This is a genomic window from Streptomyces sp. Y309, from assembly GCF_056712025.1.
Genome location: NZ_CM160048.1, coordinates 8,119,022 through 8,134,312 on the forward strand (window position 1 = coordinate 8,119,022; position 15,291 = coordinate 8,134,312).

General features: G+C 70.8%; 9 protein-coding genes and 1 pseudogene. 3 read left to right on the top strand and 7 right to left on the bottom strand.

Annotation, left to right across the window (positions count from 1 at the left end):
- Positions 1-44: 44 nt before the first annotated feature.
- A pseudogene (locus AC0KTA_RS33970) lies at positions 45-1,934 on the bottom strand (glycoside hydrolase family 48 protein); the annotation flags it as partial.
- A gap of 343 nt (positions 1,935-2,277) precedes the next feature.
- Between AC0KTA_RS33970 and AC0KTA_RS33975 the strand changes: the two are divergent.
- The 3 genes from AC0KTA_RS33975 (at position 2,278) to AC0KTA_RS33985 (ending at position 6,035) form a co-directional block, all read left to right on the top strand.
- Positions 2,278-3,471: a glycoside hydrolase family 5 protein gene (locus tag AC0KTA_RS33975; RefSeq protein WP_481052022.1), complete on the top strand. Its 1,194-nt coding sequence runs from the start codon at positions 2,278-2,280 to the stop codon at positions 3,469-3,471.
- A gap of 14 nt (positions 3,472-3,485) precedes the next feature.
- Complete coding sequence (locus tag AC0KTA_RS33980) at positions 3,486-4,844, top strand: glycoside hydrolase family 6 protein (protein ID WP_481052023.1); 1,359 nt, start codon at positions 3,486-3,488, stop codon at positions 4,842-4,844.
- A 183-nt stretch (positions 4,845-5,027) separates the two neighbouring features.
- The gene (locus AC0KTA_RS33985; RefSeq protein WP_481052024.1) at positions 5,028-6,035 is read left to right on the top strand and encodes a LacI family DNA-binding transcriptional regulator; all 1,008 of its coding nucleotides are present in this window, start codon (positions 5,028-5,030) and stop codon (positions 6,033-6,035) included.
- Between the two features lie 202 nt (positions 6,036-6,237).
- Here AC0KTA_RS33985 and AC0KTA_RS33990 read toward each other — a convergent pair whose 3' ends face one another.
- From AC0KTA_RS33990 to AC0KTA_RS34015, 6 genes are read right to left on the bottom strand one after another with little or no spacing between them, the layout of a single operon-like run.
- Positions 6,238-6,975 (bottom strand): glycoside hydrolase family 12 protein, encoded by a 738-nt coding sequence (locus AC0KTA_RS33990; protein ID WP_481052025.1) that lies wholly within the window; start codon positions 6,973-6,975, stop codon positions 6,238-6,240.
- Positions 6,976-7,016: 41 nt separating this feature from the next.
- Positions 7,017-9,209 (bottom strand): glycosyl hydrolase family 95 catalytic domain-containing protein, encoded by a 2,193-nt coding sequence (locus AC0KTA_RS33995; protein WP_481056660.1) that lies wholly within the window; start codon positions 9,207-9,209, stop codon positions 7,017-7,019.
- Complete coding sequence (locus tag AC0KTA_RS34000; protein WP_481052026.1) at positions 9,209-11,257, bottom strand: beta-galactosidase; 2,049 nt, start codon at positions 11,255-11,257, stop codon at positions 9,209-9,211. Before AC0KTA_RS34000 ends, AC0KTA_RS33995 begins: the two co-directional genes overlap by 1 nt.
- Positions 11,258-11,286: 29 nt before the next feature.
- The gene (locus AC0KTA_RS34005; protein WP_481052027.1) at positions 11,287-12,213 is read right to left on the bottom strand and encodes a carbohydrate ABC transporter permease; all 927 of its coding nucleotides are present in this window, start codon (positions 12,211-12,213) and stop codon (positions 11,287-11,289) included.
- A complete protein-coding gene (locus tag AC0KTA_RS34010; RefSeq protein WP_481052028.1) occupies positions 12,210-13,283 on the bottom strand; it encodes an ABC transporter permease in 1,074 nt (357 codons plus the stop codon). Before AC0KTA_RS34010 ends, AC0KTA_RS34005 begins: the two co-directional genes overlap by 4 nt.
- Positions 13,284-13,285: 2 nt before the next feature.
- Positions 13,286-14,965 (bottom strand): extracellular solute-binding protein, encoded by a 1,680-nt coding sequence (locus AC0KTA_RS34015; protein ID WP_481052029.1) that lies wholly within the window; start codon positions 14,963-14,965, stop codon positions 13,286-13,288.
- Between the last annotated feature and the right edge of the window lie 326 nt (positions 14,966-15,291).

Genomic DNA, 15,291 nt, shown 5'->3' on the forward strand with positions numbered 1-15,291 from the left:
CCGGCCCGCGGCGGGGCCGGGACTCCCGCGCCGTGCGGGGCGCGTCAGCGGGTGCCTTCGAGGAGTTCCGCGTACGCGCCCAGGGCGAGGGCGATGTCCACCTGGGCCCAGAACCGGTGGTAGGTGAGGGTCGGCGCGGCGCCGCCCGCCAGATAGGCCTCGACCTTCGGCCAGTCGGGGTCCTTCTTGTAGAAGGAGCGGATGGAGGCGAACGTCGACGACGAGCTGATCGCGTCGCCGTTCGGCATCTTGCCGGTCCAGCCGCCGGGCACGTACACGCCGTCGTCGAACCGGTTGTAGTCGGCGCGCCGCTCCGGCACGGCGATGCCGCGGGCGTCCTGGTGGTGGGTCCACATGCCGTCGAGCAGGGCCTTGGCGGTGGTCTTCGCCCGGGCGTGGCCGGACTTCGCGGCGTAGTAGACGAGGGTCCGCGCGTAGGCGCCCGCGACGCCCACGTCGTTGGTGCGGTCCACGACGGAGACGTGCAGCCCTGAGTTGCCGCCCGGGTTCGACGGGTTCCACGTGTCGGGCTTGCCGGACCAGCTCAGTGTGGAGGGGAAGGCGTACGTTCCGTCGGCGGCGACGGTGGTGTTCGCCAGCGCCCAGTTCACCCACTTGTCGAGGACGGCCTTGGCGTCCGCGTTGCCCGTCTGGTGGTAGTACTCGGCGACCCGCTCCATCGACCAGGCCTGGAAGCCGAACCACTGGTTCGACGGCGGGTCGTGGTAGACGGGCTTCTCGTCGTAGTACATGCCGTAGAACGTGGGCGTGCCGGACGGCGGCGTCGCGTACCGCCCCTGCCAGCTGTTGGTCGCGCCGCCCGCGATCGCGCCCTCGGCGGACTGCAGCCAGCGGTAGAACTCGATCTGCCGCTTCAGGCTCAGCGCCCAGTCCGCCTTGCCCGTGGCCGACTTGGGGGTGAGAGCCGCGTACGAGCTGAGGGCGTGGGCGGCGAGCGGGTTCTGGTAGCCGCCGTGGCTGTGGCTGCAGCCGATGCGCCAGGCCCAGCCCGCCGACGTGTCGAGGGCGCCGCCCCACGCGTAGTACCAGGACAGCAGGTAGTGCGAGCTGTTCTTGCCGCTGCCCGGCGCGCAGCCGGACGCGCCCACGCAGTCCCCGACCTTCTTGAAGTACTTGTCGAACATGGCGTAGCGCAGGTAGTCGCCCATCTTCGCCGCCTTGGCGACGGTCGCGGCGACCTGCGACTCCTTGCCCTGCGCGGTGGCCCACTTGTGCGCCCAGTAGGCCGCCTGGACGGCGCGCGCGTCGGCGTCCGGGGCGTTGGTGTACTTCCACTGCTTGGCGTAGGAGTTGTCGCCGGTGAACAGGTCGAGGTAGCCGTTCCTGCCGCCGTGGGTGAAGTCGTCGCGGCACGGCTGGGTGACCGTCTCCCAGACCGACTCCTGGGCGCCGCGCTGGAAGGTGTTGATGTACGTCGGGGTCTTCCCGGAGCCGCCGAAGCCGTAGGTGTTGTCGACGTCCTGCAACCAGTGCATGCCGTAGATGTCGTCGGTGCCGTACGCGCTCTTCAGCTCGGCCGCGAGCGGGTCGTTGCCGACCCCGATGCCGGGGTCGAGCCGGGAGGGGTACTGCGACGGCTGGTCCCATTCGGGGGCGTAGGTCGCGGGCTTCGACGCGTTGTAGAAACTGTTCGTCGGCTGCTGGTCGTGCGTGGGGATCATGTATTTCTCCATGGTTTCCCACGCCTGGTTGAACCGGGACCAGTCGCCCGTCACCTTGCCGTACATGGCCTGCAGCCAGATCAGATAGCTGTAGGCCTCCGATGTCGTTTCGTGGCCGTGATCAGGTGCTTCCACGATCAGGGTTTCGACGGAGTGGTACGGAATGCCCTCCGGCGAGAAATAGCCGTTCCCCGGGCTTGTGATCTTTCCGTAGAGATCGAGGAAGCGTTGCTCGTACGGCGTCGCCGCGGCCGACCCGGCGGCCGCGTGGGCGCTTTGACCTGGGGATATCAGCGAGTTCACGGCGGGTGCCGCGAGTGCCGCGGCGCCGAGCGCGAGGAGGTGACGGCGGCTCAACTGCGATCTGGATTCGGCGGGATCGGGTAAAGCGCGCATACGGGTGACCTTCTTCCAGTTTCGTGGGAGCGCTCCCAAAGTCGTTGTGCGACCAGGGCTTGTCAAGGGTTCGCGCGTGAAGTGAGTTGTCGAATCAATTCGACGAAGAAATCTCCCGTTAACGCGGCAACCCTTTCCGTTCCCGGTGGCGACTGCACTCCACAAGCCCGGTCTTGAGCCGACCTCGAAGGAGTCGCTCATGCGGCATCCCCCACGGCATCCCCCACGACCCGGACCGCCCCCGCGGCCGCCTCGGCGGCTTTCGCGCGCACTGGCCGTACTGGCCGGTGTGCTGCTGTCCGCCGCCGGCCTCACGGCACCCGGCACCCTGTCGACGGCGGGCGCGGCACCGCCCCCGGCGCCCGATGCGCGGGCCGCCGCGCCACCCGCCCTGGCCGTGCAGGGCAACAAGCTCGTGACGGCGGACGGCACCCCCCACCGGCTGCTCGGAGTGAACCGCTCCGGCGGCGAGTTCGCCTGCGTCCAGGGCTGGGGCATCTTCGACGGACCCGTCGACGACGCCTCCGTCAAGGCCATCGCGGACTGGAAGGCCAACACCGTCCGCATCCCGCTGAACGAGGAGTGCTGGCTCGCCACCGCCAACATCAAGCCCGAGTACGCGGGCGCCAACTACCGCTCCGCCGTGGCCGCGTTGGTGCAGCGCGTCAAGAGCCACGGCATGACGCCCGTCCTCGAACTGCACTGGTCGCACGGCCAGTACACCGGCAACTCCGCGGGCTGCGCGGACGTCCACGCGAGCTGCCAGAAGCCGATGCCCAACGCCCAGTACACGCCCGCGTTCTGGACGTCGGTCGCCCAGACCTACAAGAGTGATCCCACCGTCGTCTTCGACCTCTTCAACGAGCCCTACCCGGACCGCGCCACCCCCACCAACGACCAGGCCTGGGCCTGCTGGCGCGACGGCGGCAGCTGCCCCGGCATCGGCTACGAAGTCGCCGGGATGCAGGACCTGGTGGACACCGTGCGCGCCACCGGCGCGAAGAACCTCGTCCTGGTGCCCGGCATCGCGTACTCCAACGACCTGAGCCGCTGGCTGGAACACGCGCCCAAGGACCCGGCGGGCAATCTCGCCGCGGCCTGGCACGTCTACAACTTCAACACCTGCTCGAACGAGGACTGCTGGAACCGCACCCTCGCCCCGGTCGCCGCGAAGGTCCCGCTCGTCGCGGGCGAGATCGGCGAGAACACCTGCGCGCACGCCTTCATCGACCGCGTCATGACGTGGTTCGACGAACGCGCGCTCTCCTACCTCGGCTGGACCTGGAACACCTGGAACTGCTCCTCGGGACCGGCCCTGATCAGCGACTACGACGGCACACCCACCGCGTTCGGCATCGGCCTGCGCGACCATCTGCGCTCCCTCCACACCTGAGAGGCCCTTCACGCATGAGCCGCACCCACCACAGATCACGCACCCTCCTGCTCGCCCTGTCCACCGTCCTCGCCGTCAGCGGCGGCACCGCCGTCGCCTTCGCCGGCGACAGCGGCACCAAGGCCGCCGCCGCCCGCGTCGACAACCCCTACGCGGGCGCCAAGGTCTATGTGAACCCCGAGTGGTCCAAGAACGCCGCCGCCGAACCGGGCGGCAGCGCCATCTCCAACCAGCCCACCGGCGTCTGGCTCGACCGCATCGCCGCCATCGGGGGCAGCGGCGGCAAGATGGGCCTGCGCGCCCACCTCGACGCGGCCCTCCAGCAGAACGCGAACGTCGTCCAATTGGTGATCTACAACCTGCCGGGCCGCGACTGCGCCGCCCTCGCCTCCAACGGCGAACTCGGCCCGACCGAGATCGACAAGTACAAGACGAGCTACATCGACCCGATCGCGAAGATCCTCGCCGAGTCCAAGTACGCGAACCTGCGCATCGTCACCACCATCGAGATCGACTCGCTGCCCAACCTCGTCACCAACACCGGCGGCCGCCCCACCGCGACCCCCGAGTGCGACGTGATGAAGGCCAACGGCAACTACGTCAAGGGCGTCGGCTACGCCCTGAACAAGCTGGGCGCCGTGCCCAACGTCTACAACTACGTGGACGCGGGCCACCACGGCTGGATCGGCTGGGACGACAACTTCGCGGCCTCCGCGCAGGTGATGCACCAGGCCGCGACCGCCGAGGGCAGCACCGTCGACAAGGTGCACGGCTTCATCGCCAACACCGCCAACTACAGCGCCCTGAAGGAGGACCACGTCAAGATCGGTGACACGGTCGGCGGCCGCTCCGTGCGCGAGTCGAAGTGGGTCGACTGGAACCGCTACACCGACGAGCTGTCCTTCGCGCAGGCCTTCCGCAACCAGCTCGTGTCCACCGGCTTCAAGTCCGACATCGGCATGCTCATCGACACCTCCCGCAACGGCTGGGGCGGCTCCGCGCGGCCGACGGGCCCCGGCCCCACGACCGACGTGAACGCCTACGTGAACGGCGGCCGCTTCGACCGCCGCATCCACATCGGCAACTGGTGCAACCAGTCCGGCGCGGGCCTCGGCGAACGCCCCAAGGCCGCACCCGAGCCCGGCATCGACGCCTACGTGTGGATCAAGCCGCCGGGCGAGTCCGACGGCGCCAGCAAGGAGATCCCGAACGACGAGGGCAAGGGCTTCGACCGCATGTGCGACCCGACGTACACGGGCAATCCGCGCAACGGCCACAACCTGTCCGGCGCGCTGCCGAACGCCCCGCTGTCCGGCCACTGGTTCTCCGCCCAGTTCCAGGAACTCCTGAAGAACGCGCACCCGAAGCTGTAGGGCCGCGCGCCGAACGCGCCACCCCCCCCCAGCGCGCCCCGCGGTCCAGGAGGATCTCGGCCCTCCTGGACCGCGGGGCGCCGGGCCGGGTCTTTCGAAGCGCTTCGACACCATGCCTGGACAGGTCCGAGACGCCCGCCATAAGGTCCTTTCAGGATGCAGCGCCGAGTCCGGGAGAACTGAATGGTCACCCTCGCCGAGGTCGCCAGGCACGCCGGAGTCTCGGCCAGCACGGTGAGCTACGTCCTCAGCGGCAAGCGCTCCATATCCGCCGGCACCCGCGAGCGCGTCGAACGCAGCATCCAGGAGCTCGGCTACCACCCGAACGCGGGCGCCCGCGCCCTGGCCAGCAGCAAGTCCAACGTCATCGCCCTGATGATGCCGCTGCGCACCGACATGTACGTCCCCGTGATGATGGAGATAGCCGTCGCCGTCGCCACCACGGCCCGCGGCCACGGCTACGACGTCCTGCTCCTGACCCGCGAGGAGGGCCCCGCGGCCGTGCGCCGCGTCACCGGCAGCGGGCTCGCCGACGCCATGATCCTGATGGACGTCGAGCTGGACGACGACCGCCTCCCGCTGCTTCGCGAGGCCCCCCAGCCCGCCGTGCTCATCGGCCTTCCCGCCGACACCGCCGGGCTCACCTGCGTGGACCTCGACTTCGTGGCCACCGGCGCGCTGTGCGTCGAGCACCTGGCCGCGCTGGGCCACCGCGAGATCGCCGTCATCGGCGAGGCGCCCGCCGTCTACGAACGCCACACCGGCTTCGCCGAGCGCACCCTGGAGGGGCTGCGCGCCAAGGCCCGCGAGCTGGACGTGCGGCTGCTGCACCGCCCGTGCGAGGTGGGCTACGGACCGACCGCGGTCACCCTCGCGCGGATCTTCGACGAACGGCCCGGCACCACGGGTTTCGTCGTGCAGAACGAGTCCGCCGTGGAGCCGCTCCTCGGCCTGCTCCGCCTGCGGGGCAAGGCGGTGCCCGAGGACGTCTCGGTGGTCGCGGTCTGCTCGGACCAGGTGGCGCTCCAGGCGTCCGTGCGGCTCACCTCCGTGTCCCTGCCCGCCGAGGAGATGGGCCGCAGGGCCGTGGCGCAGATCGTCGCCAAGCTGGAGGGGCGCGGCGCGGACGAGGTCGTGCTGCTCCCGCCGGAGCTGACCGTGCGGGCCAGCTCGGGACCCGCCCCGCACTGAGAGCCTGTCTTTGAACCCCCGCCTGCGCCCCGACGCCCGGCACGCACGCTCGCCGCACGGCGTCCCAGGACAGGTGGCTCCGCCACATGACCTGGGACGCCGCACGCCGATCGCACGCACCGACCGCCGCTGCGCCTGCCCTCCGGGCAGACGACGGGGGTTCAAAGACAGGCTCTCACCCGCACGGCCTGGCGTCGCCGGCTCAGCCGCCGGACACCGTCAGCGAGTTGGTCCTGAAGTCGAGCCCGCCCTGCGAGCCGCTGATCTCGTAGCCGAACTGCACGTCGCCGATGGTCTCGTTGCCCATCCAGCCCTTGGTGTTCTTGATCCACTTGAGGATGGGCAGGATGTCGACGGAACCGGCCGACGAGCCTGACGTCCGCAGGAACGAGAAGACCTCGTTGGAGCCGTTGCTGCCCTTGAAGACGTTCCAACTGTGGCCGCCGAGGGAGACGTTGCCCTGCGGAGTGCCGAGCGGGCCGACGTTCCCGTGCTGGTTGACCCACAGCATGATCTCGTAGTCGTGGTCGGTGTCCCAGATGTCGTACGAGGAGTTGTAGTCGCCCGCCGACGGGACCGTGACGTTGTACGAGCTCTTGAGGGACGACAGTGAGTCGACGGGCTTGCCGATCACCTTCTTGGCGTTGGGGTAGGACTTGATGCCGCTGGTGTTCGGGTGGTCGGCGCGCACGCTCCACTTGGTGCCGGAGTCGGCGGAGATGCACTGGCTGCCGGCCCCCGAGCCCCAGATGTTGTTGTACAGCGTGTAGCCGTCGAGGTTGGTGTTGCCCCACTGCTCGCAGGAGCTCCAGACGGCGCCGGGAGCGGCCGCGGCCGAGGTGACGCCCACGGTCAGGGCGAGAGCGGCGCCCGCCGCGGCGGCCGGGGCGGCCAGTCGGCGGAGGACCAGGGTGCGTGGGGTGCGGTGCTTGCTTGCCATGCGGGTTTCTCTCCTCTGTGAGGTGGGGGGATGTGGGGGGATCACCGCGGGCTCAGGGTGAGCTCGCGGGTCTCACCGGCGCTGAGGGAGAGCTGTCGGGCGCCGGTGGGAGTCAGGAGTTCGATGGCGCAGGTGCGGCCGGGGCGGATGACGGCGGTGCAGGTCGTGGGGGACCAGCTGAGGTCGACATCTGCCCCGAAGCGGGTGCGGACGCCGCGCAGGGTGCCGCGCGGGCAGGATTCGGGGCGTGCGGGAAGCAGCACCAGGCGGTCGGGGCCCGACTGGATGAGCGCCTCGACGATCACGGCCGGCAGGGCGTGTGCCGCGTCGGCGTTGTAGACGTCACGGCGCGGGTAGTGCGAGCTCATCAGCGAGGCGTGGAAGTAGTCGCCGGTCAGGACGCGGTCGAGCGCGGCGCCGGTGTGCCCGGCGTCGCCCAGGCGGGCGGCGATCAGCGCGCGGTGCAGATGGCCGTGCGCCGATTCGTTCTCGGCGCCGCGCAGCGCGAGGGCGCGCGCGGCGGCCTTGGCCAGGTCGGGCGTGTCGTAGGGGTTGATCTCGGTGAGCGGCCACACCGCGTAGAGGTGGCTGAGGTGGCGGTGGTCGTAGGTGTCGGCGAGGCCGGGCCAGGACCACTCGGCGAGCGCGTCGTCCTCGTTGACGCGATAGAGGGGCAGGCGGTCGGCGAGGGCGCGCAGGCGCTCGGCGCGGTCCGGGTGATAGGCGGCCGCGGTGAGCAGGGCGTGCCGGGCGGCGGCGATGTCCATCGTGGCGTTGACGGCGCCCCAACTGCCGTTCGCCGGGCGGTTCTCGGGTGAGAAGGAGGGCACGACGGCGATGCGGCCGTCGGGTCCGGTGCGGGTCAGGAAGTCCTCGTAGAAGTCCGCGACTTCGCCGAGCGCGGCGGCCAGGCGCGGGTCGCGCTCGCCGCGCATCTGGTCGTGGTCGACGAGCGGCTGCAGCAGCCAGTCGGCGCCCGCCGTCCACAGGTGGTGCGGATAGTCGCGCTCGAAGCTGTACGAGTGACCGCTCTCGCCGTCGGTGTGGCAGGGCGCGACGACGCCCCGGGCACCGAACACGGCCCGCGCGTTGTCCCGCCAGTCCGCCAACTGGCCCTGAACGAGCCGGGCTTGGGCCTCGATCACCTCGGGCAGCGCTCCCGCGGTCGCGGACGCGGTCTGCAGGCCCAGGTTGGCGTTGGTGGTGAAGGCACCGGACCAGGCGGTCTTCCAGTCGCCGGTCCACAGCCCGGTCAGGCGCGGCGGCAGCATTCCGCTCGCCGAAAGCAGGTGGTAGCGCCCGGCCGCGAACAGCCGCTCGAGGAGGGCGCGGCTGCCCGGCCTGCGCAGCAGCTCACTGCCGCACAGGGAGCGCTCGGCGGACGGCGCGCCCAGGTCGAGGCTCACCCGCTCGTAGGCGGTGCGGTGCGGCTCGATGTGCCGGGTCAGCAGCTTCTTGTACGCCGCGGGGACGGCCGTGTCCGCGACCAGGGCGCGCAGCGCCGCCGCCTCCGCGGCGACGTCGAGCTCCCCGCGGTGGCGTCGCACCCGGGTCAGGAGCAGCACCCCGCGGGCTCCCTCGACGCGGGCGCCCCGCGCGGAGACCGCGGCCCCCTCGCCCCCGGCCACGCACGCGAGCGTGACGCCGGTGAACGAGCGGTCGCTGTCCGGGTAGCGGGCCCGCAGGCTGAGCAGCGCGCCCTCGGGTGTGACGACGGTACCGCTGCCCACGGCGAGGGTGTGGGGCGCGCCGGGAAGGCGGGGGTCGAGGGCGAGCTCGGCGGTGAGGGACGCGTCCGTGACGTACTGGACGATCACGTCGTCCGCGCGCGAGACGAAGACGCGGCTGCGCCACCCCGCGCACGCGGCGGTGACGACTCCGGTGGCGAAGTCGACGGCGCGCCGGTAGCCGCGCCACTCGGCGGCCGTGCGGCGCACCCGCACTTGGAAGGCCGGGTGGAAGGGCTGGACCCACTGCAGCGGCCGGCCGTCGGTGAACCGCTCGGCGGCCGCGGTGTCGCCCGCGAGCAGCCGGTCCTGGACGCCCGGGAGCCGGTCGGCCAGGGCGGGCGGCCGCGCGTGCTCGGCGCCGTTCGGGCGGACGAGGGTGTGGTGGTTGACGACGACGCGTTCGTCGAGCGGGTCGCCGAACACCATGGCGCCGTGCCTGCCGTTGCCGCTGAGGAAGGCGTCCTCCCAGCGCGCGGCGGGCTCCGGCTCCCACGTTCCGTGGATCACGCGGGGTCCTTCCGGGGGACGGCCGGCGGCTCGGCGGGCGCATCCGGCTCGTCGGGCTCGGCCTTCGGCTCGTGCGACGCCGGTTCCAGGACGGCCACCCCGTAGCGGCCGAGCGTGAGCGTGTCCTCGGCCGGCTCGCCGGTGAGCAGGTCGTGGTGGTGCCCCGGGACGGGCACCGTCACCGCGTCGCGGCCATGGTTGAGGACGAAGAGGAGCTCGCCGCGGCGCACCGCCTCCACGCCCGGCGGCAGACCGTCGAGCACGGGCCGGACGCCCGCCTCGGCGGCGACGCGCGCGAGCAGCTCGCGCAGGGCGCCCGGCTGCGGCAGCGTCGAGAGGTACCAGGCCCGGCCGTGCCGCACCACGGCGGGCAGCCCGTCGAGCTCACCGCGCCGGTACGTCGCGAACGCCTCGGCCCCGTCCGCGGCCTCCAGCTCCTCCGACCAGAGCGTGCCGGTGAACGCCCCGCAGTCCACGGTCTCGTCGGCGTCCAGCGGCCACCACTCGTGGACGGTGCGGATGCCGAGGAGCTCCCGCAGCCGGGCGTCCATGGCGCCGGGCCGCACCCGGCCGTCCTCGTCGGCCACGCCCGTGAGGAACCCGGCGACGAGGGTGCCGCCCCCGCGTACGTACGCGAGCAGGTTGTCGATCGCCGCGTCGGTGAGGAGATACAGCTGCGGGACGACCACGAGGCGGTAGCCGGACAGGTCGTGTTCGGGGTGGGCGAAGTCGGTGGTCGTGTGGGCCTCCCACAGGGCGCGGTGCCAGGCGCGCAGGATCGCCGGGTAGTCGACGAGCGCGGAGAGGCGGCCGTCCCGCTCGCTGGCCCACCAGGAGTGCCAGTCGTGCAGGACGGCCACGTCGGCGGGCACCCGAGTGCCGCTCACCCTGCCGCCGAGCGCGGCGAGTTCGGCGCCGATCTCCTTGACCTCCTGGAAGGTGCGGCCGTGCTCGCCCGCGTGGGAGAGCATCCCGGAGTGGAACGACTCCGCGCCCTGCCGGGACTGGCGCCACTGGAAATAGCAGACGGCGTCCGCGCCGCGCGCCACGGCCTGCAGGGACCACAGGCGGTTCAGGCCGCGCGGCTTGGGGTGGTTGACGCCGCGCCAGTTGACCGGTCCCGCGGCCTGCTCCATCAGGAACCAGGGGCCGCGCGCCTGGGAGCGCGTGAGGTCCTGCACGAGCGCGCCGTACTGACCGCCCAGGGGGTCCTTGGGGTCGGGGTAGAGGTCGGTGGACACGACGTCCTCGTGGGCGGCCCACGCCCACGCGTCGACCCCGCTGAACAGCGGCATGAAGTTCGTGGTGACCGGCACGTGCGGGCTGTGCGCCGCGACGATGGCGCGTTCGGCGAGGTAGCACTCCTTGAGGGCGTCGGACGTGAACCGCTTGAAGTCCAGGACCTGCGCGGGGTTCTTCAGGTAGTGGGCGCGGCGCGGCGGCAGGATCTCGTCCCAGGCGTCGTAGCCCTGCCCCCAGAAGGCCGTGCCCCAGACGGAGTTGAGGGCGTCCAGGGTGCCGTACCTGCCCTGGAGCCAGCGGCGGAACGCGGCCGCCGACTCGTCGCCCCAGTCGTGGGTGCAGTACTCGTTGTTGATGTGCCACATCGTGAGCGCGGGGTGGCGGCCGTAGCGGGCGGCCAGGTCCTCGGTGATGGCGGCGGCGTAGCGACGGTAGGCGGCGCTGGAGTGCGCGAAGTGCTGGCGCGAGCCCCACCACTCGGTCCGCCCGTCCTCGTCGCGCGGCAGCGTCTCGGGGTGCAGCTTGCCGAGCCAGGGCGGGGGAGCGGCGGTCGGGGTGGCGAGGACGACGCCGATGCCGTGCTCGTGCATCAGGCCCATCAGCCGGTCCAGCCAGCCGAACTCCCGGGCTCCCGGCCGTGGTTCGAGCCGGGCCCAGGAGAACACGCCGAGCGTGACGGAGGTGACCGAGGCCTCCTTCATCAGCCGCACGTCCTCGGGCCAGACCTCCTCGGGCCACTGCTCGGGGTTGTAGTCGCCGCCGAAGAGGACGCGGCCGCGGGTGCTGTCGTCGAGTGTGGGCATGGACGGGGTCATCCCTTGACTGGGTCGGGTCATCCTTTGACGGCGCCGGTGAGCATGCCTTGCCTGAAGTGCCGCTGTACGAACGGGGCGAGGACGGCGACCGGCAGCAGCGCGAGGACCATCACCGCCATCTGGATGGCGAGCGGCGACAGATGGCCGGTGTTGATGGCCTGGGACAGGCCCGTCGGCTTCTGCTGTTTGATCACGAGCTGCTGCATGACGTTCTGCAGCGGCAGCATGTCCGGGTCGGTGAGGTAGATCGAGGCGTTGAACCAGGCGCTCCAGTAGCCCACCGCGTAGAAGAGCGTGATCACCGCGATGACCGCGCGGGACAGCGGCATCACGATCTGCCACAGGATGCGGAAGTCACCCGCGCCGTCGATCCGCGCGCTCTCGACCAGCTCCCGCGCCGTGCTCATGAAGAACGCCCGCAGGACGAGGATGTTGAAGACGTTCACGGCGCTCGGCAGGATCAGCGACAGATAGGTGTCGGTGAGGCCGAGGCCCTGCACCACCAGGTACGTGGGGATCAGGCCCGCGCCGAAGAACATCGTGGCGATCAGGACCAGCAGGATCGGCCGGTGCAGGACGGAGCCGGTCCGCGAGAGGCCGTACGCGCACAGGATCGACACCGCCATGCTGAACAGCGTCCCGAAGAAGGTGACGCCGGTGCTGACGAGCGCCGCCCGCGTGACCTGGCCGCCGCCCAGCAGCTCGCGGTAGTGGATGAACGTGATGTCCCGGGGCAGCACCACGAGCCCGCCCGTGTCGGTGATCGTCGCCACCGAGGACAGGCTGGTGACGACCACCACCCAGAGCGGGAAGAGCACCGCGAGACAGACCAGGACGAGGGTGACGCCCTTGACGGCGAGCCCGGCGCGGGTCGGCTCCTCGTCCCACGCCGGGCGCAGGCCGGTGCGGCTGCCGGGCTTGAGGCCGAAGGTGAGCAGGCTCATCGCTTGTACACCCCCTGCTCGCCCATCAGATGGGCGACCTTGTTGGCCGCGAGCACCAGCACCAGGCCGAAGATTCCCTTGACGATGCCGACGGCGGCCGCGTAGCTGAAGTTGCCGTTGTCCAGGCCGACGTTCCACACATAGGTGTCCAGGACCTCCGATGCCGACGGCCCCACGGCCGTTCGCTGGAGCAGGATCTGCTCGAAGCCGACCGTGAGCGCGTTGCCGACCTGGAGGACGAGCAGCAGGGCGAGCACCGGGCGCAGCGCGGGCAGCTGGATGTGCCACATGCGGCGCCAGCGGCCCGCGCCGTCCATGGCCGCCGCCTCGTACAGGTCCGGGCTGATCGCTGACAGCGCGGCGAGGAAGACGATGACGCCCCAGCCCGCGTCCTTCCAGATCAGCTCGAAGGTGATCAGGAACTTGAAGAAGCCCGGGTCGGTCATCAGGTCGAAGCCGTTGTGACCGTGGTCCCGAAGCACCTGCGCGACCAGGCCCGCCCCGCCGAACATCTGCTGGAAGACCGTGATGACGAGCACCCAGGAGAAGAAGTGAGGCAGATACAGGATGGCCTGGGCCACCGCACGCACCCGGGGGCGCACGAAGCTGTGCAGGAACAGCGCGAGCAGGATCGGCACCGGGAAGAACAGCGTGAGCTGGATCAGGAAGATCGCGAGGGTGTTCCGCAGCGCCTGCCAGAACAGCCGGTCCTCGGCCATGTGCCGGAAGTGCTCGAAGCCGACCCAGGGGCTCTGCGAGATCGCCTGGAAGGCGTTGTCGGCGAGGTAGGGGTCGTAGTCCTGGAAGGCGACGACATTGCCGATCAGCGGTACGTAGTTGAAGACCAGCAGAAGCAGCAGTGCGGGCAGCACCATCAGGAGCAGGACGCGGTCGCGGCGCAGCCGGTGCCGCAGCGGGATGCGCGGGGCGGCGTCCGTCCCGCGGCGGGACTTCCCGGTGCGGGAGCGGGTGCGTGTACGGGTCCCGGCGCCGGGCTCGGTGCGCGGCGGCGCGGCCGCCTCGGCCCCGGAGGCCGCGGTGCCGCGCGCGTCTGTCGTGCCGTGGGCCATGGTCAGGACGCCGAACTGCCGGTCTCGTCGAGCAGCTTCTTGTACCAGTCGCGCAGCTTGTCGCCGCCGCCGGACTTCCAGTCGGACGCCGCCTGCTGCATGTCGCCGACCTTCTTGCGGCCCCGCACGATGTCCTTCTCCAGGTCCTCGAACTCGGCGTTCAGCTCCGTGTAGCGGGTGGGCTCCTGGACCTGGAGGGCGTGGAAGAGCGGCTTGCGGACGTGGGTGCCCTGGCGCTGCTGCCACTCGACCATGCCCTTGACGACGTCCGGGTGGTCGGGCTGGGCGATGTAGGGAGCCGCCGAGGCGATGTACTCGTACGTCGAGAAGACCTCGTTGTTGCCCTTGCCGTTCTTGACGAGGACGCCGTCCTCGTACGTGTGGTGGACGCCCTCGACGCCGTACTGGCGCAGGCGCTGCTCCTTCGAACCGAACGGCGCCGCACAGAAGTCGGCGAGCGCGAGGATGTCCCGGACCGTCTTCTCGTCGGCCTTCTCGCTGACGAAGGTCCAGATGTCGGCGGGCGGACGCGCGTACAGCGTGGGATCGCCCCCGTCGGGGGCGAAGTAGTCGGACGCGCCCATCGCGAACTTCTTGTCGTCCACGCGCTGGACGACGGTCTTGCCGTACCAGTCGGACAGGTCGCCGTTGTAAATGAAGATCTTGCCGGAGGCGCAGAGGTCGCCCAGGTTGCCCGTCTCGGCCTTCGCGTCCGGGTGCACGAAGCCCGCCGCGTACAGCTTGCGCGACCACTCCAGGGCTTCCAGGTACTCGTCGGTCTCGCAGCGGTTGACGAGCTTGCCGTCGACGAGCTTCCAGTACGTCGGCTTGTCCTCGGGCAGCACCCCGAAGATGCGGTACGCCGCCCAGGTCATGTCGCCGCACGCCCACACCTTGCTCCTGGGGGCGTTGAGCTCCTTGCACAGGTCGAAGAACTCCCGCGTGCTCTTCGGCGGTTCGATGTTCTCCTTGTCGAAAAGGTCCGCGCGGTAGAGCATCGCGATGTTCGGGGTCGTGGGCGCGGGCATCGGCAGGCCGCGCAGCTTGCCGCCGAAGACCGAGCGCTGCCAGGCGCCGGTGGGGATCGCGGCGAGGTTCGGGTACTTCTTGACCTTGTCGCCGCTCAGGTAGGGGCCGAGGTCGGCCATCTTGTGGGCGATGGCGCTCGGTATCTTGCCGCTCAGTTCCCAGCCGGGGACGACCACGGCGTCCGGCACGGAGCTGGAGGCGAGGACCGCGCCGAGCTTCTGGCCGTAGGTGTCGCCCTGCTGGTTCTGCCAGCGGACGCGGACGCCCGCGGCCTTGTCCATCGCGGTCCAGTAGGGGTTGCCCGACTTGGGGGTGTTCCCCCAGATCGGCGCCATGACGGAGAACTCGCGGCCGCTGCCGAGCCGTTGCGGCACCGCCACCTTCAGCTCGGCCGCGGGCACCGCCTTCGTGAAGCCCGCCGCCGAACCGTTCCTGGCCGGGATGTCCGGCTCGACCAGGTCCGACGCCACGTACACGGGCAGCAGGTCCTTCAGCTTCTTGCCCGTGGTGGTCCCCTCGTTCTTCGCGCCGCTGCCGCCGCAAGCCGTGAGCAGCGGCGCCCCGCCCGCGACCGCGAGCGCGGCCACCGCGGTGGACGACAGCAGGCTTCTCCGGCTCAACGAGCCGGTGGAGGAGCGGGAGTTCGGCGTCATTGCGTCAACCCTTCGTGGGGCGCCCGGACGCGCGGCGGACACCGCCGACCGGCTTTCGAAGCGCTTCGATGTCGCAGCGAGGTTAGGCGAGGATGCGGGGCGCAACAAGGCATCGTTCAAGCATCGTTTCCGAATTCCTCGGTGGGTCGCGTGAGTTCGGTGGATGGCCTGGACCTTGGGTATGTCCGGGAGGCCGGCTGCGGGCCGCTTGACACGGGTGCTGTGGTGCGGCGAGCATCGAAGCGCTTCGAATGCGGGCGAGTTCGAGGGTCTCCCCGCATCCGAAGCGCCCCACGCATCCCGCGCATCCCACGCGTCTCGCGCAT

Excerpts from the sequence above, each read along its gene's own strand:
- AC0KTA_RS33985 (WP_481052024.1), top strand. The coding sequence starts at position 5,028 with ATGGTCACCCTCGCCGAGGTCGCCAGGCACGCCGGAGTCTCGGCCAGC.
- AC0KTA_RS34010 (WP_481052028.1), bottom strand. The coding sequence starts at position 13,283 with ATGGCCCACGGCACGACAGACGCGCGCGGCACCGCGGCCTCCGGGGCC.
- AC0KTA_RS34005 (WP_481052027.1), bottom strand. The coding sequence starts at position 12,213 with ATGAGCCTGCTCACCTTCGGCCTCAAGCCCGGCAGCCGCACCGGCCTG.
- AC0KTA_RS33990 (WP_481052025.1), bottom strand. The coding sequence starts at position 6,975 with ATGGCAAGCAAGCACCGCACCCCACGCACCCTGGTCCTCCGCCGACTG.
- AC0KTA_RS33980 (WP_481052023.1), top strand. The coding sequence starts at position 3,486 with ATGAGCCGCACCCACCACAGATCACGCACCCTCCTGCTCGCCCTGTCC.
- AC0KTA_RS34015 (WP_481052029.1), bottom strand. The coding sequence starts at position 14,965 with ATGACGCCGAACTCCCGCTCCTCCACCGGCTCGTTGAGCCGGAGAAGC.
- AC0KTA_RS34000 (WP_481052026.1), bottom strand. The coding sequence starts at position 11,257 with ATGCCCACACTCGACGACAGCACCCGCGGCCGCGTCCTCTTCGGCGGC.
- AC0KTA_RS33975 (WP_481052022.1), top strand. The coding sequence starts at position 2,278 with ATGCGGCATCCCCCACGGCATCCCCCACGACCCGGACCGCCCCCGCGG.